General features: G+C 61.1%; 22 protein-coding genes. 9 read left to right on the forward strand and 13 right to left on the reverse strand.

The annotated features are described in order from the left end of the window. Positions 1 to 5: 5 nt before the first annotated feature. From MOP87_RS14040 to MOP87_RS14085, 10 genes are all read right to left on the reverse strand, one after another. Positions 6 to 1,115 (reverse strand): flagellar basal body P-ring protein FlgI, encoded by a 1,110-nt coding sequence (locus MOP87_RS14040; protein ID WP_197874287.1) that lies wholly within the window; start codon positions 1,113 to 1,115, stop codon positions 6 to 8. A gap of 11 nt (positions 1,116 to 1,126) precedes the next feature. Continuing rightward, positions 1,127 to 1,822, reverse strand: coding sequence for a flagellar basal body L-ring protein FlgH (gene flgH, locus MOP87_RS14045; RefSeq protein ID WP_023533931.1), 696 nt, complete (start codon positions 1,820 to 1,822; stop codon positions 1,127 to 1,129). 37 nt (positions 1,823 to 1,859) lie between these two features. Then, the gene (gene flgG, locus MOP87_RS14050) at positions 1,860 to 2,645 is read right to left on the reverse strand and encodes a flagellar basal-body rod protein FlgG (protein ID WP_023533986.1); all 786 of its coding nucleotides are present in this window, start codon (positions 2,643 to 2,645) and stop codon (positions 1,860 to 1,862) included. A gap of 47 nt (positions 2,646 to 2,692) precedes the next feature. Next, the gene (locus MOP87_RS14055) at positions 2,693 to 3,433 is read right to left on the reverse strand and encodes a flagellar basal body rod protein FlgF (RefSeq protein WP_023533964.1); all 741 of its coding nucleotides are present in this window, start codon (positions 3,431 to 3,433) and stop codon (positions 2,693 to 2,695) included. A gap of 390 nt (positions 3,434 to 3,823) precedes the next feature. Beyond that, positions 3,824 to 5,146 (reverse strand): flagellar hook protein FlgE, encoded by a 1,323-nt coding sequence (gene flgE, locus MOP87_RS14060; RefSeq protein ID WP_049695617.1) that lies wholly within the window; start codon positions 5,144 to 5,146, stop codon positions 3,824 to 3,826. A 30-nt stretch (positions 5,147 to 5,176) separates the two neighbouring features. Next, complete coding sequence (gene flgD / locus MOP87_RS14065; RefSeq protein ID WP_242809673.1) at positions 5,177 to 5,878, reverse strand: flagellar hook assembly protein FlgD; 702 nt, start codon at positions 5,876 to 5,878, stop codon at positions 5,177 to 5,179. A gap of 12 nt (positions 5,879 to 5,890) precedes the next feature. Next, positions 5,891 to 6,334, reverse strand: a complete 444-nt coding sequence (gene flgC / locus MOP87_RS14070) for a flagellar basal body rod protein FlgC (RefSeq protein WP_023533977.1) — start codon at positions 6,332 to 6,334, stop codon at positions 5,891 to 5,893. Positions 6,335 to 6,336: 2 nt separating this feature from the next. Then, complete coding sequence (gene flgB / locus MOP87_RS14075) at positions 6,337 to 6,747, reverse strand: flagellar basal body rod protein FlgB (RefSeq protein ID WP_023533958.1); 411 nt, start codon at positions 6,745 to 6,747, stop codon at positions 6,337 to 6,339. 274 nt (positions 6,748 to 7,021) lie between these two features. Beyond that, a complete protein-coding gene (gene cheR / locus MOP87_RS14080; RefSeq protein WP_023533991.1) occupies positions 7,022 to 7,849 on the reverse strand; it encodes a protein-glutamate O-methyltransferase CheR in 828 nt (275 codons plus the stop codon). Positions 7,850 to 7,899: 50 nt separating this feature from the next. Further along, a complete protein-coding gene (locus MOP87_RS14085) occupies positions 7,900 to 8,829 on the reverse strand; it encodes a chemotaxis protein CheV (protein WP_023533940.1) in 930 nt (309 codons plus the stop codon). Between the two features lie 76 nt (positions 8,830 to 8,905). Here MOP87_RS14085 and flgA point away from each other — a divergent pair, with 76 nt between their 5' ends. The 4 genes from flgA (at position 8,906) to MOP87_RS14105 (ending at position 11,475) form a co-directional block, all read left to right on the forward strand. Continuing rightward, positions 8,906 to 9,655, forward strand: a complete 750-nt coding sequence (flgA, locus tag MOP87_RS14090) for a flagellar basal body P-ring formation chaperone FlgA (RefSeq protein WP_110607044.1) — start codon at positions 8,906 to 8,908, stop codon at positions 9,653 to 9,655. A 165-nt stretch (positions 9,656 to 9,820) separates the two neighbouring features. Next, positions 9,821 to 10,135 (forward strand): flagellar biosynthesis anti-sigma factor FlgM, encoded by a 315-nt coding sequence (gene flgM, locus MOP87_RS14095; protein WP_023533930.1) that lies wholly within the window; start codon positions 9,821 to 9,823, stop codon positions 10,133 to 10,135. Between the two features lie 49 nt (positions 10,136 to 10,184). Beyond that, a complete protein-coding gene (locus MOP87_RS14100) occupies positions 10,185 to 10,652 on the forward strand; it encodes a flagellar protein FlgN (RefSeq protein WP_027915932.1) in 468 nt (155 codons plus the stop codon). A 79-nt stretch (positions 10,653 to 10,731) separates the two neighbouring features. Continuing rightward, complete coding sequence (locus MOP87_RS14105; protein ID WP_145280142.1) at positions 10,732 to 11,475, forward strand: flagellar brake protein; 744 nt, start codon at positions 10,732 to 10,734, stop codon at positions 11,473 to 11,475. Between the two features lie 444 nt (positions 11,476 to 11,919). Here the strand turns inward: MOP87_RS14105 and MOP87_RS14110 are convergent, their stop codons facing one another. Continuing rightward, positions 11,920 to 13,257 carry an MFS transporter gene (locus MOP87_RS14110; protein WP_145280144.1) on the reverse strand — a complete coding sequence of 446 codons (1,338 nt, stop codon included), beginning with the start codon at positions 13,255 to 13,257 and terminating at the stop codon, positions 11,920 to 11,922. 165 nt (positions 13,258 to 13,422) lie between these two features. Then, positions 13,423 to 13,908, reverse strand: a complete 486-nt coding sequence (gene bkdR / locus MOP87_RS14115; RefSeq protein WP_023533792.1) for a Bkd operon transcriptional regulator BkdR — start codon at positions 13,906 to 13,908, stop codon at positions 13,423 to 13,425. Between the two features lie 198 nt (positions 13,909 to 14,106). On the opposite strand from bkdR, the gene MOP87_RS14120 reads away from it, so the two are divergent. From MOP87_RS14120 to lpdA, 4 genes are read left to right on the forward strand one after another with little or no spacing between them, the layout of a single operon-like run. Then, positions 14,107 to 15,339 carry a 3-methyl-2-oxobutanoate dehydrogenase (2-methylpropanoyl-transferring) subunit alpha gene (locus MOP87_RS14120; protein WP_027915929.1) on the forward strand — a complete coding sequence of 411 codons (1,233 nt, stop codon included), beginning with the start codon at positions 14,107 to 14,109 and terminating at the stop codon, positions 15,337 to 15,339. A gap of 1 nt (position 15,340) precedes the next feature. After that, complete coding sequence (locus MOP87_RS14125) at positions 15,341 to 16,399, forward strand: alpha-ketoacid dehydrogenase subunit beta (RefSeq protein WP_027915928.1); 1,059 nt, start codon at positions 15,341 to 15,343, stop codon at positions 16,397 to 16,399. Beyond that, on the forward strand, positions 16,400 to 17,671 hold the full coding sequence (locus MOP87_RS14130) for a dihydrolipoamide acetyltransferase family protein (protein ID WP_145280146.1): 1,272 nt from the start codon (positions 16,400 to 16,402) through the stop codon (positions 17,669 to 17,671). It abuts the gene before it with no gap. A gap of 2 nt (positions 17,672 to 17,673) precedes the next feature. Then, the gene (gene lpdA / locus MOP87_RS14135) at positions 17,674 to 19,053 is read left to right on the forward strand and encodes a dihydrolipoyl dehydrogenase (protein ID WP_145280148.1); all 1,380 of its coding nucleotides are present in this window, start codon (positions 17,674 to 17,676) and stop codon (positions 19,051 to 19,053) included. Positions 19,054 to 19,080: 27 nt separating this feature from the next. Here the strand turns inward: lpdA and MOP87_RS14140 are convergent, their stop codons facing one another. Continuing rightward, on the reverse strand, positions 19,081 to 20,079 hold the full coding sequence (locus MOP87_RS14140; RefSeq protein WP_028688021.1) for a diguanylate cyclase: 999 nt from the start codon (positions 20,077 to 20,079) through the stop codon (positions 19,081 to 19,083). Positions 20,080 to 20,511: 432 nt separating this feature from the next. Here MOP87_RS14140 and MOP87_RS14145 point away from each other — a divergent pair, with 432 nt between their 5' ends. Then, positions 20,512 to 21,942, forward strand: coding sequence for a hypothetical protein (locus MOP87_RS14145; RefSeq protein WP_242809675.1), 1,431 nt, complete (start codon positions 20,512 to 20,514; stop codon positions 21,940 to 21,942). Positions 21,943 to 22,573 lie beyond the last annotated feature (631 nt).

The following is a 22,573-nucleotide window of genomic DNA, read 5'->3' on the forward strand; positions in this document are numbered from 1 at the left end:
CGTCCTCAGATCACGATCAGGTCGGCCTGCAAGGCGCCGGCCTGTTTCAGGGCTTCGAGAATGGCCATCAGGTCACCGGGCGCGGCGCCCACCTGGTTCACCGCCCGGACGATTTCATCCAGCGTGGTACCCGGGCCGAACTTGAACATCGGCTTGGCTTCCTGCTCGGCATTGACCCGCGAGCGCGGGACCACGGCGGTCTGGCCGTTGGAAAGCGGGCCCGGCTGGCTGACGATGGGGTCTTCGGTGATGGTCACGGTCAAGCTGCCGTGGGTCACCGCCGCTGGCGACACCTTGACGTTCTGGCCGATGACGATGGTGCCGGTACGCGAGTTGATGATCACCTTGGCCACTGCCTGGCCTGGGTCGATTTCCAGGTTTTCCAGGATCGACAGGTAGTCCACCCGCTGGCTGGGGTCCATCGGCGCGCTCACGCGCACCGAACCACCGTCCACGGCCTGGGCCACGCCAGGGCCGAGCAGGTCATTGACTTTGTCGACGATGTGCTTGGCGGTGGTGAAGTCGGGGCGGTTGAGGTTCAGGGTCAGGGTGTTGCCCTGGTTGAAACCGCTTGGCACTGCCCGCTCAACGCTGGCGCCGCCCGGGATACGGCCGGCAGACGGTACGTTGACGGTGATCCGCGAGCCGTCGCGGCCTTCGGCATCGAAGCCGCCCACCACCAGGTTGCCTTGGGCGATGGCGTAGACGTTACCGTCGATGCCCTTGAGCGGGGTCATCAACAGGCTGCCCCCACGCAGGCTCTTGGAGTTACCGATCGACGACACGGTGATGTCCACCACCTGCCCTGGCTTGGCGAAAGCCGGCAAGTCGGCATGCACCGACACCGCGGCGACGTTCTTCAACTGCACGTTGCCCGACCCAGGCGGCACCTTGATGCCGAACTGCGAGAGCATGTTGTTGAACGTCTGCAGGGTGAAAGGCGTTTGCGTGGTCTGGTCGCCGGTACCGTTGAGGCCGACGACCAGGCCGTAGCCGATCAACTGGTTGGAGCGTACGCCCGAGATGCTGGCGATGTCCTTCAGGCGCTCGGCTTGCGCCGCGCAGGCGCAGGTCAGCATCAAGGTGGCGGTGAGCAGTTGCCTCAGGTTGAGCATGGTCAGGGTACTCAGAAGGGCCAAAGCGGGCTCATGAAGAAGCGGTCCAGCCACCCGGGCTGGCTGGCATCGGCAAACGAGCCGGTACCGGAATAGGTAATGCGCGCATCGGCCACCCGCGTGGACGGCACGGTGTTGTCGGTGGCGATGTCGTCGGCGCGAATGAGCCCGGCGATGCGCACCAGTTCTTCACCGGTATTCAGGGTCAGCCACTTCTCGCCGCGCACGGCGATGATGCCATTGGGCAGCACTTCGGCCACGGTGACGGTCACCGAGCCGGTCAGGGTGTTGCCCTGGGTGGCCTTGCTGTCGCCCTTGGTGGTGCGATCCCCGCTGTAGCCGGCATCGAGCGACAGGTCGCCGCCGCCGAACGGGTTGTTGGTGTTCGGCTTGGCCCCGAACAGCGACGACAGGCCAAGGCTGGCCTTGCTGTTCTTCTGAATCTGGGAGCCTGCGTTCTTGCTGGCCGACGTGCGCTCGTTCAGCGTGATGGTGATGATGTCACCCACACGGAACGCCTTGCGGTCGCCGTACAGGTTCTGCTCGAAACCGGCCTGGTAAATCGAACCGTTGTTGGCCGCTGCCGGCAGAGGGGTGCGCGGGAGCACCGGCGCATAGTACGGGTCGTTGGGCTTGGCCGCCGGGGCGACGCAGCCTGCAAGCAACACCGCACCGCCCAGGGCGAAAACGGACAACAGACGATTCATGATGCATACCTCGCGGGTGCTACGGAAGTTGCTGGGATCACAGCTGCTGGGTAACGGTCTGCAGCATCGAGTTGGCGGCAGATATGACCTTGGAGTTCATCTCGTAGGCGCGCTGGGTGGTGATCATGTTCACCAGCTCTTCCACGGTGCTGACGTTGGAGTTCTCCAGGGTTTGCTGCAAGGTGGTACCGAAGCCGTTCAGGCCCGGGGTGCCGACCTGGGGGGCGCCGCTGGCGGCTGTTTCCAGGAACAGGTTGCCACCAATGGCCTGCAAGCCCGCCGGGTTGATGAAGTCGGCGGTCTGGATGTTGCCGATCACCTGGGCGGCCGGGTTACCGGCGGTGGTGATGGACACGGTACCGTCCTGGCCAACGGTGAAGGTCTGCGCGTCGTTGGGCACGACGATGGCAGGCTCCAGGGCGTAGCCGTTGGCGGTGACGATCTGGCCGTCGGAGTTGAGGTGGAAGGTGCCGTCACGGGTGTACGAAACCGTGCCATCTGGCTGCAGGATCTGGAAGAAACCGCGACCATTGACCGCCATGTCCAGCGGGTTCTCGGTGGTCTGCAGGCTGCCAGCCACGAAGCTTTTCTGGGTGCCGACGATGCGCACGCCAGTACCCACCTGCAAGCCAGAGGGCAGCTGGCTGTCCTGGGTGGACTGGGCGCCTGGCTGGCGACGGATCTGGTACAGCAAGTCCTGGAACTCGGCGCGATCACGTTTGAAGCCGGTGGTCGACACGTTGGCCAGGTTGTTGGAAATCACCGTCAGGTTGGTGTCCTGGGCGGACAGGCCGGTTTTGGCGACCCATAGAGCTGGAAGCATGTAAGTTCTCCTCGCGCGCCTGTTTTACGGCACCCGTTCAAATGTCATTAGCCGATTTGCAAAACCCGCGCCATGGCTTCATCGCCTTCCTTGGCCGCGCTCATCATCTTCACGTGCAGCTCGAACTGGCGGGACAACGCCAGCACTGAGGTCATCTCCTCGACTGCGTTGACGTTGCTGCCTTCAAGAAAGCCCGACACCACGCGAACATTGACGTCGGCATCGGCCGGCTGGCCGCTGGCCGTGTGGATCAGGCCGTCTGCGCCCTTGTTCAGGCCCTTGGTGTCCGGGTTGACCAGCTTGATGCGGTCGACCTCGGCCATCACCCGTGGGTCTTCGCCCATGGAACGAATGCTGATGGTGCCGTCGGCACCCACTTCCACCTTCTGTTCAGGTGGAATGGCAATCGGGCCGCCGTTGCCGATCACCGGCATGCCGTTGCCGGCACGCAACACGCCCAGGGCGTCGATGTTCAGGCTGCCGGTGCGCACGTAGGCTTCGCTGCCGTCGGGCGCCTGCACGGCAATAAAGCCATGGCCGCTCACCGCCACGTCCAGGTCGCGACCGGTTTCGATCATCGGCCCTTCGCTGAAGTCGGTGGCCGGGCGCTCGGTCAGGGCAAAGGCCCGCGCCGGGAAGCTGTCGCCAAAGACCGGCATCGAGCGGGCCTGCTCCAGGTCACGCTGGAAGCCGTTGGTGGAAACGTTCGCCAGATTGTTGGCGTGGGCCTTCTGGGCCAGCGCGTTCTGGCTGGCGCCGGTCATGGCCACGTAAAGCAATTTGTCCACAGCATCTCCTCCGCGCGCCAGTACCGCGCTGTCATCGGGCAGGGTCAAGCAATAATCGAACCAGCTTTGCACCCCGGGGAATCAGGCACTTCAGCGCGACGGCTTTAGCGTCGGTGTCAGTTTGTTGGCATCGGATCAGCACGCCTGGATCAGTGATCGCGGCAGGCGCCGTTTTTATAGGGGCCGGCAAACCGGGTCCAGCCTGAACCCGGGTTGCCTTGGACGCAGATGTATCGCCCGGTGACCAGGCTTTGCCACAGGAAGAAAGGCCTCGGGGCGGCCTCTGCCCATTGGGCACTGCCGCCCCCTATCACCAGGAGCAAGGACAACAAACCGGCATGCTTCACCGACCTTGCCCTTGAACCCCACGTATCACGCCTGAGCACGTCATCAGCTCATCTGAATGATGGTCTGCATGATGGTGCTTTCGGTGGAAATGGTCTTGGCGTTGGCCTGGTAGTTACTCTGCGCCTTGATCAGATTCACCAGCTCGCCGGTCAGGTCGACGTTGGAATCTTCCAGCGAGGAACCTGCAATCTGGCCCAGGGTGCCGGTGTCCGGCGCGCCGATCACCGGGACACCCGACGAAAACGACTCCTGCCAGTTGGTGCCGCCAATCGGCGTCAGGCCCTGCATGTTGGCGAAGCTGGCGATGGCGACCTGGCCGATGACCTTGTTCTTGCCATTGGTGAAGTTGGCGAATAGGAAACCGCCCTTGTCTACCGACAGGCTGGACAGTTCACCGGTAGCGAACCCGTCCTGATCCTTGGCGGTCACGGCAGAAGCGGCGTTGTACTGGGTCATGCCCAGCATGTCGAGGCTGACGCCGCCGGGGTTGGCATTGGCGCCGTTGGCCGACCACTGGCCGGCCGCGTTCTTCTGCGCGGGGATCCAGTTGTCCAGGTTGAAGGTCTTGTTGGCATTGATGGACAGGCCACCGGCCACCGGACCAGCCGTGAGGGCATCGGCGTTGAGCGTGCCGTCGGACTTGAACGGCAGGTCATTGATCAGCGGCTGCGTGGAGGTCGGGTCCTGTGGGTTGCGACCATCGATGGTGCTGTACATCTTCCAGGAATTGGACGTGTCATCCTTGATGAAGTACTGGTTCAACTGGTGCGCATTGCCCTGGCTGTCGTACACGTCGCTTGAGAACGTGAAGTTGTAGCTCTTGACGTCGGCTGGGTCGAACGGGGTGACCGTCGGCGCGCCATCGCTGGATTTAAGGTTGACCGTCTGATCGATCTTGGACGTGGCCTTGGGGGTGAGGTTGGCCGTGTCGATCTGAAGGTTGGTCAAGACACCCTGGACCACCTGGCCATTCTCATCGACGCCATAACCTTGCAGGTTGGCGCCGCCGGCATTGACGACGAAGCCCTGCTTGTCACTGTAGAAGGCCCCGGCCCGGGTATAGATCTTCGAGCCGTTGTCGTTGAGCGCGAAGAAGCCGTTGCCGTCGATGGCCATGTCCAGTGCCTGGCCGGTGCCGTTGATGTTACCGGAGCTGAACTGCTGGGAAATGGCGGCGGTTCTTACACCGGTACCAATGGTGGTGCGGCCGGCGCTGGTGCCGCGAATGGAGCTTGAGTACTGGTCGGCGAATTCGGCGCGCGAGGCCTTGAAGCCGGTGGTGGCGACGTTGGCAATGTTGTTGCCGGTTACGTTCAGGGCCTTGTTGGCTGCATTGAGGCCACTTAAGCCAATGTTGTAAGACATACGCTAACTCCTGAAGATGTGCCCTAGGCCCTAGATGCCGATGCTTTGAATGGTGGAAAGTGGAACGCTGCCCAGCCCTGCCAGGTTCAGCGACATTTCGCCGCCGTTGGTGCCCATGGTCACGCTGGTGACGGTGGCCGGCAGGTTGGTGGTCATGGCCGTGGCCGTGCCGTTGATCGAGGCGGTGGCCTTGAAGCTGTAGGTGCCGGCCGGCAGGGCCTCACCGGCGTCATCCTTGCCATCCCAGGTGAAGTCCACCTTGCCGCCAGCCTGGGAACCCAGATCGAGGGTGCGCACCAGCTTGCCGTCCTTGTCGCACACCCCCACCGAGGTGGCGGTACTCGAGCCGGTCAGGTTCACCGAGCCCTTCATGTCCTTGCTGGTGTCGACCATGGCCTTGTCGGTCTGCACGATCACGTTGCGCCCGACCAGCGACGATGCCTGCAAGGCCTGGGAAGACTGAAACGCACCGGCGATGTAATTGACCGAGCTGTTCAGGGTCTGGATACCTTCCAAGCTGCTGAACTGCGCCAACTGCGCCACGAACTCGCCGTTCTGCTGCGGGTCGAGGGGGTTCTGGTTCTTCATCTGGGTGACCAGCAGCTGCAGGAAGGCATCTTTGCCCAGCGCACTGCCGGCGGCGCCGGTCTTATCGTCGTTCTTGCTTTCTTTGCGTTGCAGCGAGTTCAGGTAGCTACTACCGACGTCGCCTGTGGCATTGGTGGTGGTCATGTCGGCGTCCTATCACTGACCCAGGGTCAGTACCTTCTGCATCATGCTCTTGGCCGTGTTCATCAACTCGGCATTGGTCTGGAACGCGCGGCTGGCCGAGATCATGTCAGCCATCTCCTCGACCACGTTGACGTTGGGGTAATACACGTAGCCGTCCTTGTTCGCCGCCGGGTGGCTGGGCTCGTAGCGAGCCTCGAGGTTGCTCTGGTCCTCGACGATGCCAGTTACCTGCACGCCCTGCCCTGCCTCGCCCTGGTCCTCGAACAGCGACTGGCTGGTGCCGGCCTGGGTGTTCTGGAACGTGGTGGCGAACACGGGATGACGAGCGCGGTAGGTCTGGTCGATGCTCGACGAGACCGTCTCGGCGTTGGCGATGTTGGAGGCGACGGTGTTCAGGCGCGTGTTCTGCGCGCTCATGCCGGAACCGGCAATGTTGAAGACACTGGAAAGGGACATGGTCATTCTCCCCGCAGGGCTGACACCAGCCCTTTGAATTTACTGTTGAGCAACGTGAAGCTGGCCTGGAAGCCGATGGCATTTTCGGTGTAGTTGGACTGCTCGATCTGCGCGTCCACGGTGTTCTGGTCGATCGAGGGCTGCATCGGCGTGCGGTACTTGAGGGCTTCGTCGCTCAGCGCCACGCCGTCGGCCTCGATGTGCCGGCTGTTGGTGCGCTCCAGACCGAAGCGGCCGCCGTTCTGCTGCTTGTCGCTTTCGGCGGCCAGCACAGAGGCGAAGTCCAGGTCACGGGCCTTGTAGTTGGGGGTGTCGGCGTTGGCGATGTTGTTGGCCAGCACTTCGGCGCGTTGCGCACGAAAGCCCAGGGCCTTTTCATGGATACCAAGCGCCTTGTCGAAGCTGATGCTCATGTCGGGGAAACCTTCAGCGGTTGACCAGAGTGTCGTTGCCGAAGGTTTTAGCAAGGCTTGTGCCAACATCTGCAAAGCCCGGATTCAAGGCCTTGCAGCCCTGCTCGCAGGGGCGCGATGCCAGAAAAGCGGCAAACCGCACGTGGCCGAATGGCCACAAGCGGCAAAAAGAAGCGCACTTGAGCGGCAAAACAAAAATTTGACGTCAGCGGCAGGGCCGACTCAGTGAAGGCCGCTGACAAGACGTCTTGTCAGCGCCATATACGACTCAGGCCTACTTGGCCTGGTAGATGATCCCCGGGCTGCATTGCACCATCTGGTAATGATCCGGCAGGCCGTTGAGGGCTTCGGATGCGCCCAGGAACAGATACCCGCCCGGCTTGAGCGTGCTGTGGATGCGCAGCAGGATGTCTTTCTTGACCTGGGCCGAGAAGTAGATCAACACGTTGCGGCAGAACACGATGTCGAATTTGCCCAGGCTTGCATAGCTGTCGAGCAGGTTGAACGAGCGGAACTCCACCCGGTTGCGAATCGCCGGCTTGATGGCCCAGCGCCCCGGCCCCTTGGGGTCGAAGTAGCGCTGCAGGCGCTCGGCCGACAAGCCGCGGGCTATCGCCAGGCTGTCGTATTCGCCAGTCTTGCAGTTGTTGAGCATGGTGCCCGACAGGTCGGTCGCAACGATCTGCGCGCCCATTTTCAGCTGGCCCAGGTTGCTGCGTTCGAACTCGTCGATGGCCATGGAGATGGAGTACGGCTCCTGGCCCGACGAGCACGCCGCCGACCACATGCGCAGGCGCTGGCCGGGGTTGTTGCGGATGAACTCGGGGATGACCTTGTTCTTGAGCACCTCGAACGGGTAGGTATCGCGAAACCACAGGGTTTCGTTGGTGGTCATAGCGTCGACCACCTGCTCGCGCAGGCCGCCACGCGGCTGCGCCTGAATGCGCTGCACCAGCTCGCCCAGGCTCTTGATGCCCTGCTGCTCCATCAACTTGTTGAGGCGGCTGGACACCAGGTACTGCTTATTCTCGCCCAGCAAGATGCCACAGGCTTTTTCCAGAAATACCCGGAACTGTTCGAAATCCAAATTACCCGTAGACACTGCTGCCGCCTCTTTTCAATCACTGTGGCCGGGGCGAACCCCGGCGCCTTTCAATGCGCTGCCTTGATCCGGTCAACCACGCGCTGGGCCAGATCATCCGGCCGGAACTTGGCCAGGAAGTCATCGGCGCCCACTTTCTTGACCATCGCCTGGTTGAACACCCCGGACAGGGAAGTATGCAGGCAGATGTGCAGTTTTTGCATGCGCGGGTCGCTGCGAATTTCCGCTGTCAGGGTATAGCCGTCCATTTCCGGCATCTCAATGTCGGAAATCATCATCAGAAACTCTTCTTCTGGCTTCTTGCCTTCGTCCACCAACTGGCGCAGGTAGTTCAAGGCCTGGCGACCGTCATTGAGCGCCACCACCTCGACGCCGACGGTCTGCAGGCAGCGGCTGACCTGCTTGCGTGCCACCGACGAATCGTCGACGGTCAACACCCGCAGCATCACGGCCTTGTCCTGCACCTCGGCGTCCACCACACCCGCCGACACCGACTCCGAAGACGGCGCGACCTCGGCCAGCACCTTCTCCACGTCGATGATCTCGACCATGCGGTTGTCCACCCGAGTGACTGCCGTCAGGTAGTGATCGCGGCCGGTCCCCTTGGGTGGCGGATGGATTTCTTCCCAGTTCATGTTGACGATGCGCTCGACCGAGTGCACCAGGAAGCCCTGGGTCTTGGTGTTGTACTCGGTAATGATCACGAAACTGCTGCGCGTGTCCTCCTGCAACGGGCGCAGGCCGGTGGCCATCGACAGGTCAAGGATCGGGATCGTCGCGCCGCGAATGTTGGCGACGCCGCGCACTACCGGGTGCGCCTTGGGCAGAATGGTCAGCGCAGGGCATTGCAGCACTTCCCTGACCTTGAAAACGTTGATGCCATAAAGCTGTTCGCCGTTGAGGCGGAACAGCAGCAGTTCCAGGCGATTCTGCCCTACCAGCTGTGTGCGCTGGTTGACCGAATCCATAACCCCCGCCATGCCGAACTCCTTACCTGTCAGCCATTCGTTGCCACTCACTCAAGAAGTCGGCACGGGCTTTGCTTTTTTGAGCGCCATGTACATGAAAACGACAGTTTCCCGACGATTGACGCGCCTGCTGGCTGGCTTGCTGGCCGCACTGTGCCTGCTGGTACCGGTTCGCACCTGGGCGGACGCGTTCACCATGCCTGAACAGCTTATCGGTGTCACCCAGGGGTTTCTTGAGTTCACCGTCGAAGATTATCTCGCCACGACCCAAACGGCCGGCCGCTACGAGATTCAGGTCAACCCGTTGGACCCACGGTTGCGCATGCCCCTGTGCAGCCAGGCGCTCGACGCCTCGTTGGAAAGCCCGAGCGTGCCGCTGGGGCGGGTGACGGTGCGTGTGCGCTGCGACGGCGCGGCGCCTTGGACCGTGTTCGTGCCCGCCACTGTTCGCTTGTTCCGCGAGGTGGTCGTGGTCACCCGCCCGCTGCGACGGGACAACGTGGTGAGCGAAGGTGATGTGGCCCTGCGCGAACGGGACGTCGGCACGCTGGGCCAAGGGTTTCTGACCGATATGGGCCAGGCGGTCGGCATGAAGATGCTGCGCCCGACGGTGATGGATCAGGTGCTGACGCCTCAGCACCTGGAGCAGGCGGAGGTGGTGCGCAAAGGCGATCATGTGGTGATCGTTGCCCGCAGCGGCACGTTGAGCGTACGCATGCCTGGCGAGGCGCTGAGCAAAGGCGGCATCAGCGAGCAGATTCGGGTGCGCAACCTCAATTCCAAACGCGTGGTCAAGGCCATGGTGACAGGCCCGGGCCAGGTCGAGGTGAGCATGTAAGCCAGTGGGCGAAAGCCGCTGGCGCACGGGAACCGCTTTTTTTAGACTGTGTCAGAAAACGGGTAACAGGCTGTCGCTCAAGACAGCCACGCATTTGTGCCTAAAGTTTATCGTGAGTTGGCCGAAAACAAGGCAAGCGTCCATAAACCCAGAGGTTTTCTGATCATGGTCATCGACTTCAGTCGTTTGAATAATTCCCCGGCCGTCACCGGCGGCGTACGCGGCAGCAATGCCCCTGGCAGCACTGAAAAGCCGGCCGCCAGCCAGGAAACAGTAAAGGGCGCGGGTGCAAGCGGAGAAGCCGTACACCTGAGCCCAGAGGCCCAGCAGTTGCAAAAGATCAGCGACAAGCTGCGCGATGAACCCGTCGTCAACAGCGCCAAGGTAGCCCAGCTCAAACAGGCCATTGCCGACGGCAGCTACCAGGTTGATGCCGGCCGGGTCGCCAGCAAGCTGCTTGATTTCGAAGCACAGCGTTGACCGTCGGGTGCGCTGACTTCAATGGACGCTTGAAAACCGGGAGTTAGCCATGCATGACACCACGCTGCTGCAACTGATCGAACAAGACATTGCCCCCATGCAGGAGCTGCTCGAGCTGCTGCAGAACGAGGCCGTCGCGCTGCACGGTCGCGACATGCAGTTGCTCGAGCAGATCCTGGCGCGCAAACAGTCACTGATCATCCTGCTCGAACAACACGGCCAGCGCCGTGGCCAGTTGCTGACCGACCTGGGCCTGAGCGCAGACCGCGCCGGCGTACAGGCGGTGGCGGCGCAATCGCCGCACGGTGACGTGATGCTGGAGCGACTCGATACGCTGGCGCAGCTGATGGATGAATGTCAGCAGGTCAACTTGACCAATGGCCGTATCATTCAGGTTCAGCAACAGGTCACCAACAACCAGGTACGCATTCTCATGGGCGGTGACTCACCCTCGCTCTACAACAGCCGCGGCAGCACCTCGCCCCTGACCAAGCCGCGCGCCCTCAGCCAAGTGTGATTTCCCTATCAAGGCACGGCACATACTGGCAAAATGCTGTTAATTGCCTGTGTCGCTTTTGCCTGGAGAACGTCAAGCCGTGTTCAATGAATCCGATGCCCCGCAACCGCCCAAGGTGCTGAGCACACCCTTGGAAATTGCGGCCAATTTACGGCAGCTCCAGGAAAGTCACGACCCCCTGATCATCACCTTCCATGACCGAGGCCATCGCTTCCAGAGTTACGTGGTGGACGTCGATCGGGAAAACAATGTGCTGGCGCTTGACGAGCTGATCCCCCGCGACGGTGAGAAATTCATCGAAAACGGCGAGCATTTCCGGGTGGAAGGCTTTCATGATGGTGTGCGCATCGCCTGGGAATGCACCCACGGCTTGCGCATCAGCGAAGTGGACGGCCATCGCTGCTACCGCGGTGGCCTGCCGCTGGAGATGACCTATCACCAGCGCCGCAACGCGTTTCGTGCCGCGCTGAAGCTGTCGCAGCTGGTGGACATCATGCTTGATGGCGCGCACCTCAAGGGCAATGGTGCCTTGCGTGGCAAGTTGCTGGATGTGTCGGCTACCGGGTGCAAGCTGCGCTTTGACGGTAATGTCGAGGATCGCCTGCAGCTGGGTCAGGTCTATGAACGCTTCAAGGCCGGCGCACCGCTTGGGTTGGTGGATACCATGGTCGAGCTGCGCCATCTGCATTATGAAGAGCGCATCAATACCACGTTTGCTGGGGTTCGTTTTCATAACCTCAGTGGGCCTGCCCAGCGCAAGGTGGAGAGTTTTGTCTATCAGCTGCAGCGTGAGGCGCGGCGGTTTGATAAGGACGATTATTGATTTGCAGTTGGCGGTTGGGCCCCTGCGGCCTTTCAGCAGTTTGGGTGCTATCACTGAGTTTTAAAGCGTGGGTATGGGCGTTTAAAACAGTGTAGGTATTCATTGGCGAGGGTGGCGCGCAGTCACCCTTCCGCCCTTACGGCGGCTCACTTTTTGTCTTGTCAAAAAGTAAGCAAAAATCGCCTGCTCCTATCATACGGCCCCTGCGCTGCGCTCCGGGGTTCCCTCGCTCCGGGAGGACCGCGCTGCAGGCCCCATCCTGGGGCCCAGCGCTTGACAGGCATCCATGCCTGTCACCTCCCTGCGCAAGCCCTTCGCTCGGCCTCCTGAAGTCGCGATCTGCGGCGCCTGGACTACCGCGCGCTTAGAAGCAGCAACAGCAACAGCAAAACAGCGCATGTCTCTGATTTCATGCTCGAGCAGCTGCCCAAACTTCCCCCACATTCAAACCGGCTTATCGCCTTGCACCTCCTCCTGCGGCGACTCGCTGTCTTTCTCGGCCTCCTCCGTATCCTCGGCCGCTACCGGTGTCTGCATCACATCCTGCACGGTCTGCTCATCCACACGGGGGTCCAGCGCTGCCGACAGGGGCGAGCCGGCGGCGGGCATGGCGACGTGGCCCAAGGGGGCATCCTGGACCTGGTGCAGGCCAGTGACGGCTTTTGGACGGATGCGCCAGACCAGCACCAGGGCAAAGAATACGAAGAAGGCGTACAACATCTGCACCCCCAGCACTTTCATCAGCACGCCGGCAGCCAGTGGGCCGATGCACGCCCCTACGCCATAAGTCACCAGCAGCATGGCAGTCAGCGAAACGCGGCGCTCGCTCTCCACGTGGTCGTTGGAAAAAGCCACGGCCAGCGGGTACAGGCTGAACTGCAACAGCGACACCACAAAGCCCATGGCGAACAGCAACTCCAGCGGCACGTCGGGCAGGATCGCCAGCGGCGCGGCGGTCACAGCCAGCCCCACTGCGACACTGCGAATCAGTACCGCACGGTCGTAACGGTCCGACAACCAGCCCAGCGGCCACTGAACCACCAGCCCTGCGAAGATGCAGCAGCCCATGAACAGACCGATCTGCTCGGTGCTCAGGCCCTGGCTGGCGGCATACAGCGGAGCAAGGCCGTAGAACGAGCCGACGATCAAACCCGAACCCAGTACGGTACTGAGCGACTGCGGTACGCGCTTGATGAAGAACTTCGGCTCCATGGGTGCCGGACGCAGCGGCGCAGGGTGGATGCGGCGGGTCATGGCCACCGGTACCAGGCACAGGGCGAAGCACATCGCGACCAGCATCAGCAGCTCAAGCCCCAGCTCAGGGTGCACCACCAGTATCAGCTGACCCAACACCAGGCCCAGGTAGGACGCGATCATGTACCCACTGAATACCGCGCCCCGGTACTTCACGTCCGCCTGCTCGTTGAGCCAGCTTTCGATGACCATGTACTGACACATCATGCCCAGGCCCACGATCATCCGCAGCCCGACCCAGGCCGGCAGCCAGTTGGTCAGGCCATGCCCAAGCACGGCGGCGCCGACGATCCCGGCGCAGGTGGCATAGGCGCGTATATGCCCTACTCGGCCGATGAGCCGGTGGCCGACCTTGCCGCCCACGGCAAGGCCGAAGTAGTTGGCCGCCATCAAGGCACCGACCCACAGGCTATCGACGTTGTCGGCAGCCAGGCGCAGCGCCAGGTAGGTACTGAGCAGGCCCGAGCCGATCAACATCATCAATGCAGCGAAATACAACGACTGAAACGGCTTCCAGATAGTGCGCATAAATCCCTTCGGCTCCCGGGTTGAGCTGGCAGTGGTACGTGCAGAATAAAGGCTTACGACAGGCGTTGCAGGCCCCGTGCTGCAAAATCGAATAGTCCCTCGTCCGTGGCCAGGTGATAGACGGGTCAGGCCACGCCACAGGGCACCGACGAACTTGGACAGCAGTCATTCGCGCAAGGTCATACCGTTTGCCGGTAACGGCAGGGCTGTCTTGTAGCGCACCTGCTTGAGGGCGAAGCTGGAACGAATGTTGGCAACGCCCGGCAGGCGGGTCAGGTAATCCAGAAACCGCTCCAGCGCCTGAATGCTGGGCAGTAGCACACGCAGCAGGTAGTCCGGGTCGCCAGTCATCAGGTAGCACTCCATGACCTCGGGCCGTTCGGCGATCTCTTCCTCGAAGCGGTGCAATGCCTGCTCTATCTGTTTTTCCAGGCTCACATGAATGAATACATTCACATCCAGCCCCAGCACCTCGGGCGACAACAGCGTGACCTGCTGGCGAATGACGCCCAGCTCCTCCATGGCCCGCACCCGATTGAAACAGGGCGTAGGCGACAGGTTGACCGAACGTGCCAGCTCGGCGTTGGTAATGCGGGCGTTTTCCTGAAGGCTGTTGAGAATGCCGATATCGGTACGATCGAGTTTGCGCATGAGACAAAATCACCGGTTTTTTGTGTTTATGCGAAATGTTTATCTGGCCTGCTCGCCAAAGGCAATCAACTAGAGAGAAATATTCTGCGCCGAGGCAACTAACATGTAGTTGACGCTGACCTGCTGGTCACGAGCCGGCACTCAGCAGCGACCGCTTCAAAGCTCACAAAAACAAATACCCGAGCGAGCGTAAACAGCATGAACGAGTACGCCCCCCTGCGCCTGCATGTGCCCGAGCCTACCGGCCGGCCAGGCTGCCAGACCGATTTTTCCTACCTGCGCCTGAATGACGCCGGCCAGGTCCGTAAACCGCCCATCGACGTAGAAGCCGCCGATACCGCCGACTTGTCCGGCAGCCTGGTGCGCGTGCTGGATGAACAGGGCAATGCCCAAGGCCCCTGGGCCGAGGACATTGATCCGCAGGTACTGCGTCAGGGCATGCGCGCCATGCTCAAGACCCGGATCTTCGACAGCCGCATGGTCGTCGCCCAGCGCCAGAAGAAGATGTCCTTCTACATGCAGAGCCTGGGCGAAGAAGCCATCGGCAGTGCCCAGGCACTGGCGCTGAACCGCACCGACATGTGCTTTCCGACCTATCGCCAGCAAAGCATCCTGATCGCCCGTGACGTTTCGCTGGTGGACATGATCTGCCAACTGCTCTCCAACGAGCGTGATCCGCTCAAGGGCCGCCAGTTGCCAATCATGTATTCGGTACGCGAGGCTGGCTTTTTCACCATCAGCGGCAACCTGGCGACCCAATTCGTGCAAGCGGTGGGCTGGGCCATGGCCTCGGCCATCAAGGGCGATACCAAGATCGCCTCGGCCTGGATCGGCGATGGTGCCACCGCCGAATCGGACTTCCACACCGCCCTTACCTTCGCCCACGTCTACCGCGCCCCAGTCATCCTCAACGTGGTCAACAACCAGTGGGCGATTTCCACGTTCCAGGCCATCGCTGGCGGCGAGTCCACCACCTTCGCCGGCCGCGGCGTGGGCTGTGGCATCGCCTCGTTGCGCGTGGACGGCAACGACTTCGTGGCCGTCTACGCGGCCTCGCGCTGGGCAGCCGAACGCGCACGCCGCGGCCTCGGCCCCAGCCTGATCGAGTGGGTCACCTACCGTGCTGGCCCGCATTCCACGTCCGATGATCCGTCCAAGTACCGCCCTGCGGACGATTGGAGCCACTTCCCGCTGGGCGATCCGATCGCTCGCCTGAAGCAGCACCTGGTCAAGATCGGCCACTGGTCCGAAGAAGAACACCAGGCCACCACGGCCGAATTCGAGGCTGCCGTGATCGCCGCGCAGAAGGAAGCCGAGCAGTACGGCACCCTTGCCAACGGACACATCCCCAGTGCCGCTTCGATGTTCGAGGACGTGTACAAGGAAATGCCGGACCACCTGCGTCGCCAACGTCAGGAACTGGGGGTCTGAAATGAACGATCACAACAACAGCATCAACCCGGAAACCGCCATGGCCACCACCACCATGACCATGATCCAGGCCCTGCGCTCGGCCATGGACATCATGCTCGAGCGCGACGATAACGTGGTCGTGTATGGCCAGGACGTCGGTTACTTCGGCGGCGTCTTCCGATGCACCGAGGGCCTGCAAAACAAGTACGGCAAATCGCGGGTGTTCGATGCCCCGATTTCCGAAAGCGGGATCGTCGGCACGGCGGTGGGCATGGGTGCCTACGGCTTGCGGCCGGTGGTGGAGATTCAGTTCGCCGATTATTTCTATCCAGCCTCGGACCAGATCGTGTCGGAAATGGCGCGGCTGCGTTACCGCTCTGCTGGCGAGTTCATCTCGCCGCTGACCCTGCGCATGCCATGTGGCGGGGGCATTTATGGTGGCCAGACCCACAGCCAGAGCCCGGAAGCGATGTTCACCCAGGTGTGCGGGCTGCGCACCGTCATGCCGTCCAACCCCTATGACGCCAAGGGGCTGCTCATTGCCTCGATCGAGTGCGATGACCCGGTCATCTTCCTTGAGCCCAAGCGCCTGTACAACGGCCCCTTCGATGGCCACCACGACCGTCCTGTGACGCCATGGTCCAAGCATCCCCAAAGCGCCGTGCCCGACGGTTACTACACCGTGCCCCTGGACAAGGCAGTGGTAACCCGGCCCGGCAACGACGTCACGGTCCTCACCTATGGCACGACGGTCTATGTCGCCCAGGTCGCGGCCGAAGAGACAGGCGTCGATGCCGAGGTGATCGACCTGCGCAGCCTGTGGCCGCTGGACCTGGAAACCATCGTCGCCTCGGTGCAGAAGACCGGCCGCTGCGTGGTGGTACATGAGGCCACGCGAACCTGCGGGTTCGGCGCCGAACTGGTCGCGCTAGTACAAGAGCACTGCTTCCATCACCTGGAGGCGCCCATCGAGCGCGTAACCGGTTGGGACACGCCCTACCCCCATGCACAGGAGTGGGCGTATTTCCCAGGGCCATCGCGGGTGGGTGCGGCATTGAAAAAGGTCATGGAGGTCTGAATGGGCACGCATGTCATCAAGATGCCGGACATTGGCGAAGGCATCGCGCAGGTTGAGTTGGTCGAGTGGTTCGTCAAGGTGGGCGACCTAATCGCCGAGGATCAGGTCGTGGCCGATGTCATGACCGACAAGGCCACGGTGGAGATCCCCTCCCCGGTCAGTGGCAAGGTCATGGCCCTGGGCGGCCAGCCTGGTGAAGTGATGTCGGTTGGCAGCGAGCTGATCCGCATCGAGGTCGAGGGCAACGGCAACCATGTGGACGCCCCGCAGGCCAAGGCCGCCGAAACACCACCTGCCAGCGAAGCCCCCAAGCAGGCTGCACAGGAACAACCCGCGCAGGCCACGCTGACGCCCCCGGCCAACCGCCCGGCCGCACCGCTGGCGCCCCGCCAGGCCAGCGACAAACCCCTCGCCTCGCCCGCGGTACGCAAACGCGCGCTGGATGCCGGCATCGAGCTGCGTTATGTGCATGGGAGCGGCCCTGCCGGGCGCATCCTGCATGAAGACCTCGATGCCTTCCTCAGCCAGCCCCAACGCACCGGTGAGCAAGCGCCAAGCGGCTACGGCAAGCGCATCGACAGCGAGCAAGTCCCGGTAATCGGCTTGCGGCGCAAGATCGCCCAGCGCATGCAGGACGCCAAACGGCGCGTGGCCCACTTCAGCTACGTCGAAGAAATCGACGTCACTGCTCTCGAAGCGCTGCGCCAGCAGCTCAACAGCAAGCACGGCCAAGACCGCGGCAAGCTCACCCTGCTGCCGTTCCTGGTCCGTGCGCTGGTCGTGGCACTGCGTGATTTTCCACAGATCAACGCTACGTACGATGACGAAGCACAGGTCATCACCCGCCATGGCGCGGTGCACGTCGGCATCGCGACCCAAGGGGACAACGGCCTGATGGTGCCGGTGCTGCGCCATGCCGAGGCAGGCAACCTGTGGGCCAATGCAGCGGAAATCGCCCGTGTGGCCAATGCCGCTCGCACCAACAAGGCCAGCCGCGAAGAACTGTCGGGTTCGACCATCACCCTGACCAGCCTCGGCGCACTGGGCGGCATCGTCAGCACGCCAGTGGTCAACACCCCGGAAGTGGCCATCGTGGGCGTCAACCGCATGGTCGAGCGGCCCGTGGTCATCGACGGCCAGATCGTGGTGCGCAAGATGATGAACCTGTCCAGCTCGTTCGACCATCGTGTTGTCGATGGCATGGACGCCGCGCTGTTCATCCAGGCCGTGCGAAGCCTGCTGGAACAACCCGCCTGCCTGTTTGTGGAGTGAGCATGCAACCGATCATCGAAACCACGCTGTTGATCATCGGCGGCGGCCCCGGCGGCTATGTGGCCGCCATCCGCGCCGGCCAGCTGGGCATACCTACGGTGCTGGTCGAAGGGCAAGCGCTGGGCGGAACGTGCCTGAACATCGGCTGCATTCCGTCAAAAGCCTTGATTCATGTAGCCGAGCAGTTCCATCAAGCCACCCGGTTTGCCGAGGGCTCCCAACTTGGCATCCGCGTAGCCTCCCCCGAGCTGGACATTCATCAGAGCGTTGCATGGAAAGACGGTATCGTCGACCGGCTGACCACCGGTGTAGCCGCCCTGCTGAAAAAGCACGGGGTCAAGGTCATCCAGGGCTGGGCGAAGTTGCTCGACGGCAAGCACGTGGAGGTCGACGACCAGCGCATCCGCTGCGAGCACCTGTTGCTGGCCACGGGCTCGAGCAGCATTGAGCTGCCCATGCTGCCGCTGGGGGACGCCGTCATTTCATCGACCGAGGCACTGACGCCCACTACGGTGCCGCGCCATTTGGTGGTGGTCGGTGGCGGATACATCGGTTTGGAACTGGGCACTGCGTACCGCAAGCTGGGTGCGCAGGTGAGTGTGGTGGAGGCCCGCGAACGGGTGTTGCCCACCTACGACGCCGAGCTCACCGCCCCCGTGGCCGAGTCGCTGAAAAAGCTCGGCATCGCCGTTTACCTCGACCACAAGGTGGAAGGCTATGAGCAAGGCACGCTGGTGGCCCGCAATAGCGAAGGCTCGCCCCTGCGCCTTGATGCCGACAGGGTACTGGTAGCGGCCGGCAGGCGCCCGCGCACCCAAGGTTTTAACCTCGAATGCCTGGACCTGCGCATGAATGGCGCGGCGATTGCCATCGACGCGCAGTGCCAGACCAGCATGCGCAACGTGTGGGCCATTGGTGACGTGGCGGGCGAGCCGATGCTGGCGCACCGGGCGATGGCCCAAGGCGAAATGGTCGCCGAACGCATCGCTGGCAAGCCACGTCGCTTCGAGCCGGCTGCGATCGCTGCGGTGTGCTTCACCGACCCGGAAGTGGTCGTCGCTGGCCTGACCCCTGATCAGGCGGTGGCGCAAGGGCTGGACTGCATCGTGGCGCAATTCCCCTTTGCCGCCAACGGGCGGGCCATGAGCCTGGAGTCCAAGACGGGGTTTGTGCGGGTGGTGGCACGCCGCGACAACCACCTCGTGCTGGGTTGGCAAGCGGTAGGCGTGGCTGTCTCCGAACTGTCCACTGCCTTTGCCCAGTCACTGGAAATGGGCGCGCGGCTGGAAGATGTGGCAGGCACGATTCATGCCCACCCAACCCTGGGCGAGGCGGTCCAGGAGGCCGCCCTGCGCGCGCTGGGCCACGCACTGCACATCTGACCCTTGCCGCAGCCTGGGTCAGCCAGGTCATTGGGCGACGGCGTTCTTGCCTGCGCCCTTTGCCCGGTAAAGCGCCTGATCGGCGCGCGCCAGCAGACTGTGCGGGTCGTCGTCTTCGCGCCACTGCACCACGCCGTAGCTCAAGGTCAATCGACACTCGCCAATGGGCTCCAACTGCGCTACCACCTCGCGCAGTTGTTCGGCGCAGGCGCAGGCTTGCTCCAGGCTCGTCTGGGCCAGGACCAGGACAAATTCATCACCCCCCCAACGCGCCAGCAAGTCGGTAGTGCGCTGGCGTGAGCGCAATGCCTCGGCTACGCGAACCAAGGCGGCGTCCCCCTGCGCATGGCCGTATTGGTCGTTGATAGGCTTGAAGTCATCCATGTCCATGGCGATGATCGACAGCGGCTGGCGAAAGCGCTGAGCCCGCTCGCACTCCTGCTTGAGCACATTCTCCAACCGATAGCGGTTGGCGATGCGCGTCAGGGAATCACGCTCGGCAAGCTCGCGGTTTTCGTCCAGTTGGCGCTGGAGCTGCTCGTTCACCCAGGACAATTCGCGCGTGCGCTCGGCGACCAGACATTCCAGCGATTGGTTGCGCCGCTCAAGCTGCGCCAGTTGCCGCTTGCCGCTGTCGATGTTGCGATGGGCACCCAGCATGCGTGCCACCGAGCCGTCCGGATTGCGTGCAATGACGTACCCACTGTCCTCGACCCACAGGTAGCTGCCGTCGGCGCAGCGGCACCGGTACTCGACCAGGTAACGCTCGTTGCGCTGATGGATGTAGGCATCGAAGTGAGCCATGACACGCTGGAAATCGTCGGGGTGGATCAACCGCTCCCAGGTCAATACCGAGTTTTCCTGCGAGTGAGGCCCATAGCCAAGCATGAGGTACCAGCCAGGATTGCGATAGACATAACCCGTGTTGGCATCCCAGTCCCAAATACCGTCGCTGATCAGGTCATAGAGCGTGTGCAGCTGCTCCTGGGTAAAGCCCGTGGGCACGGGGGTGACGTGCTGGTTCATGCAAACTCCTGGATAACCAGCAACTGCGCCCCCAGTCCAAGGGCTGCTGAAGGTGGACAGAGACGGCGCGCGCCCAGTGAGGGTGGCCTTTGACGGGGCAAGCATAGGGGTACGGGCGTAGGGCTGAAATACGTCTTAAGGCGTAGATTTGTAACGAGCGATTGGCGCAGGAGAACGGAGTGCTGGAGGCACTGGGGAGAAATGGCGTCCCAGGCAGGAATTGAACCTGCAACCTTCCCCTTAGGAGGGGCTTAATAACAAACGACAGTTAGCGAAAGTCACCGTCAGAGGACGCCATACCATCCAGTAAATTCATGTTTTATAAGGTTTTTTAATAAAATGAGCGACAAATGAAGACACCTATGGACGTTGAACGCCACAAGAAGTAGTTTCTATAGTAGTAACCAGTAGTGACCACTTCAGGGGCGGAGAATGGCAGGCAATACGCAAGACAAGCGAGTGAATGATCAGCGACTTCGCGGGCTTCAGGACGGCGCAACGCTTACTGAGAGCATGGCAGGCCGGGGAACTGGAAGCATCCTGTTCAAAAAGGTCGGCTCTATCACGACGGCTTACTACCGGTGGAACCTCGACAGGAAACCAGGTCAGCTGAGCATTGGGGCTTATAAGTCCACACCGGCATCCACTGGACTGACACTGGCGGAGATCAGAGAGAAGGCCCGGGAACTGGTAGACGTTCTGCTCACTCACGGCAGCCCGAAAGACTACTTCGCCCGACAGGTCGCTGAAGCTCGGTCTTTAGCCGAGGCCAAAGCAAAGGCTGCTGATGACTCAGCAAAGCTGGGCACGTTTCAGGATCTGCTCAAGCACTATGCAGACGACCTGCTCGCGAGAGGCAAAGTCAAAGCAAAGCAAGTCGCTCGCAATTTCGAAATGCACGTTATTGAGCCTTTTCCCGAGCTTGTCCAGAAGCCTGCTTGCGACATCACCGCAGACGACATCTTCGAAATATTGAATCGGCTGAAATCTGCAAAACCTAGCAAACGCGGGAAAGGGAATACGACACCAGCACCGGCCACCACCATGCGCTCGACCACTGATACGCTGCATACCTATCTTAGCGCAGCTTTCAATCGAGCTAAGAAAACGGTTCGTAGCCTTGAGCGACCGGATGTAGATGTCAAAAACTTTGCGCTGACTCACAACCCCGCAGAATCTGTTGGCGCGCTTGAGAACGTCTATAGCGGTGATACCGAATCTCTCCAACAGCATGAGCTTCAAGAGCTTTTGCTGTACCTAGACACGCTCCCAGAGCGTAATCGAGCCATCGCACTCATCCCCCTCTACCTTGGCGGGCAACGACTGAAAATGGTGCTCGACCTGCGCTGGGAGAACCTAGACGAGCAAGGAATGGTCATTTTCGACTATAAGGGAAATCGGTCTGAACCCTATCCCCACTTCCTCCCTCTGACACCCCGAATCACAGAGATCATGGCACCGTTGCTCGATCAGCGATTGAGCGAGTTCGGTCCTTTTGCGCTGTCTGACAAGCTTGTGAACATCTCATATGCAAGCAAATTCTATAGTGAAGCCGGTGCACACCTTTCTAAGTCAGGGAAAACTCGTAGGTTTTCTTGGAAAGAGGTTCGAGCGACAGCAGAATCAGTCCTTGCCGGGCTAGGGACTACGAAAGAGACCAGGGCGCATCTGCTGTCCCATGGACGCGAGAATGTGCAAGACAAGCATTACGACAGGAACCTGTACCTAAGGGAAAAGGAAAAAGCGTTGGAGGACTGGTGCCAGTTTCTCGACAACCTGAAGAAGGGCATCTTCCGAAGCGACATCAGAATCGCAAATCTGAGTGAGTTGCGAGGCCGCCTCCCAAGCGTTAGCCAGAGGTAACAGGTCCCAACGTTTGACAAATCAGAAATCGCTTGAACTTAATCTACTCGATAGTTATTATATCGCTTAGTAAAGCCATAGGAGGCAAAATGAGTGCAGTGATTTCTGATCGGTTTATGAATGCGGATGAAGTGGCAAAGATCTTGGGGGTCTCCAAGCGAACAGTCGAGAGGATGGAAAAGAGCGGTGCGCTTCCAGCCAAAACGAGACTGAGTCACAAGACAGTTGGTTGGTGGTCAAGCAAGTTTAAAACTTTCATCAGCGAAACATAAAGCAGTACTGAGCAGGAGGTCTTATGACCACCGACTTATGAAAGGCACCTCATTAGGTGCCTTTTTGATATCTATCAAAAAAATGCCCTCCCGTAACACTACAAATAAACCCGGAAATACATTTAACTAGCGATAAAATTTGACAATCAAAATTATGAAAGCCATAATTTAAGGTGTAAGTTATGCTTGTTGGTTTGGCGACCACAAAAGGGCTCTCAATGAGAGCCCTTTTATTTTAACTTAGGTCTAACCATCACTCGCCAACCCGCAAAATAACTTGATAGCTTATTATTTTTCAAACGACCTCCATGGAAAGTCAGAATTCAGTGCCAATAGCGTAAAGCTCAATCAGATAATTA

The organism is Pseudomonas sp. I3-I5 (assembly GCF_022699445.1).
Classification (GTDB): domain Bacteria; phylum Pseudomonadota; class Gammaproteobacteria; order Pseudomonadales; family Pseudomonadaceae; genus Aquipseudomonas; species Aquipseudomonas fulva.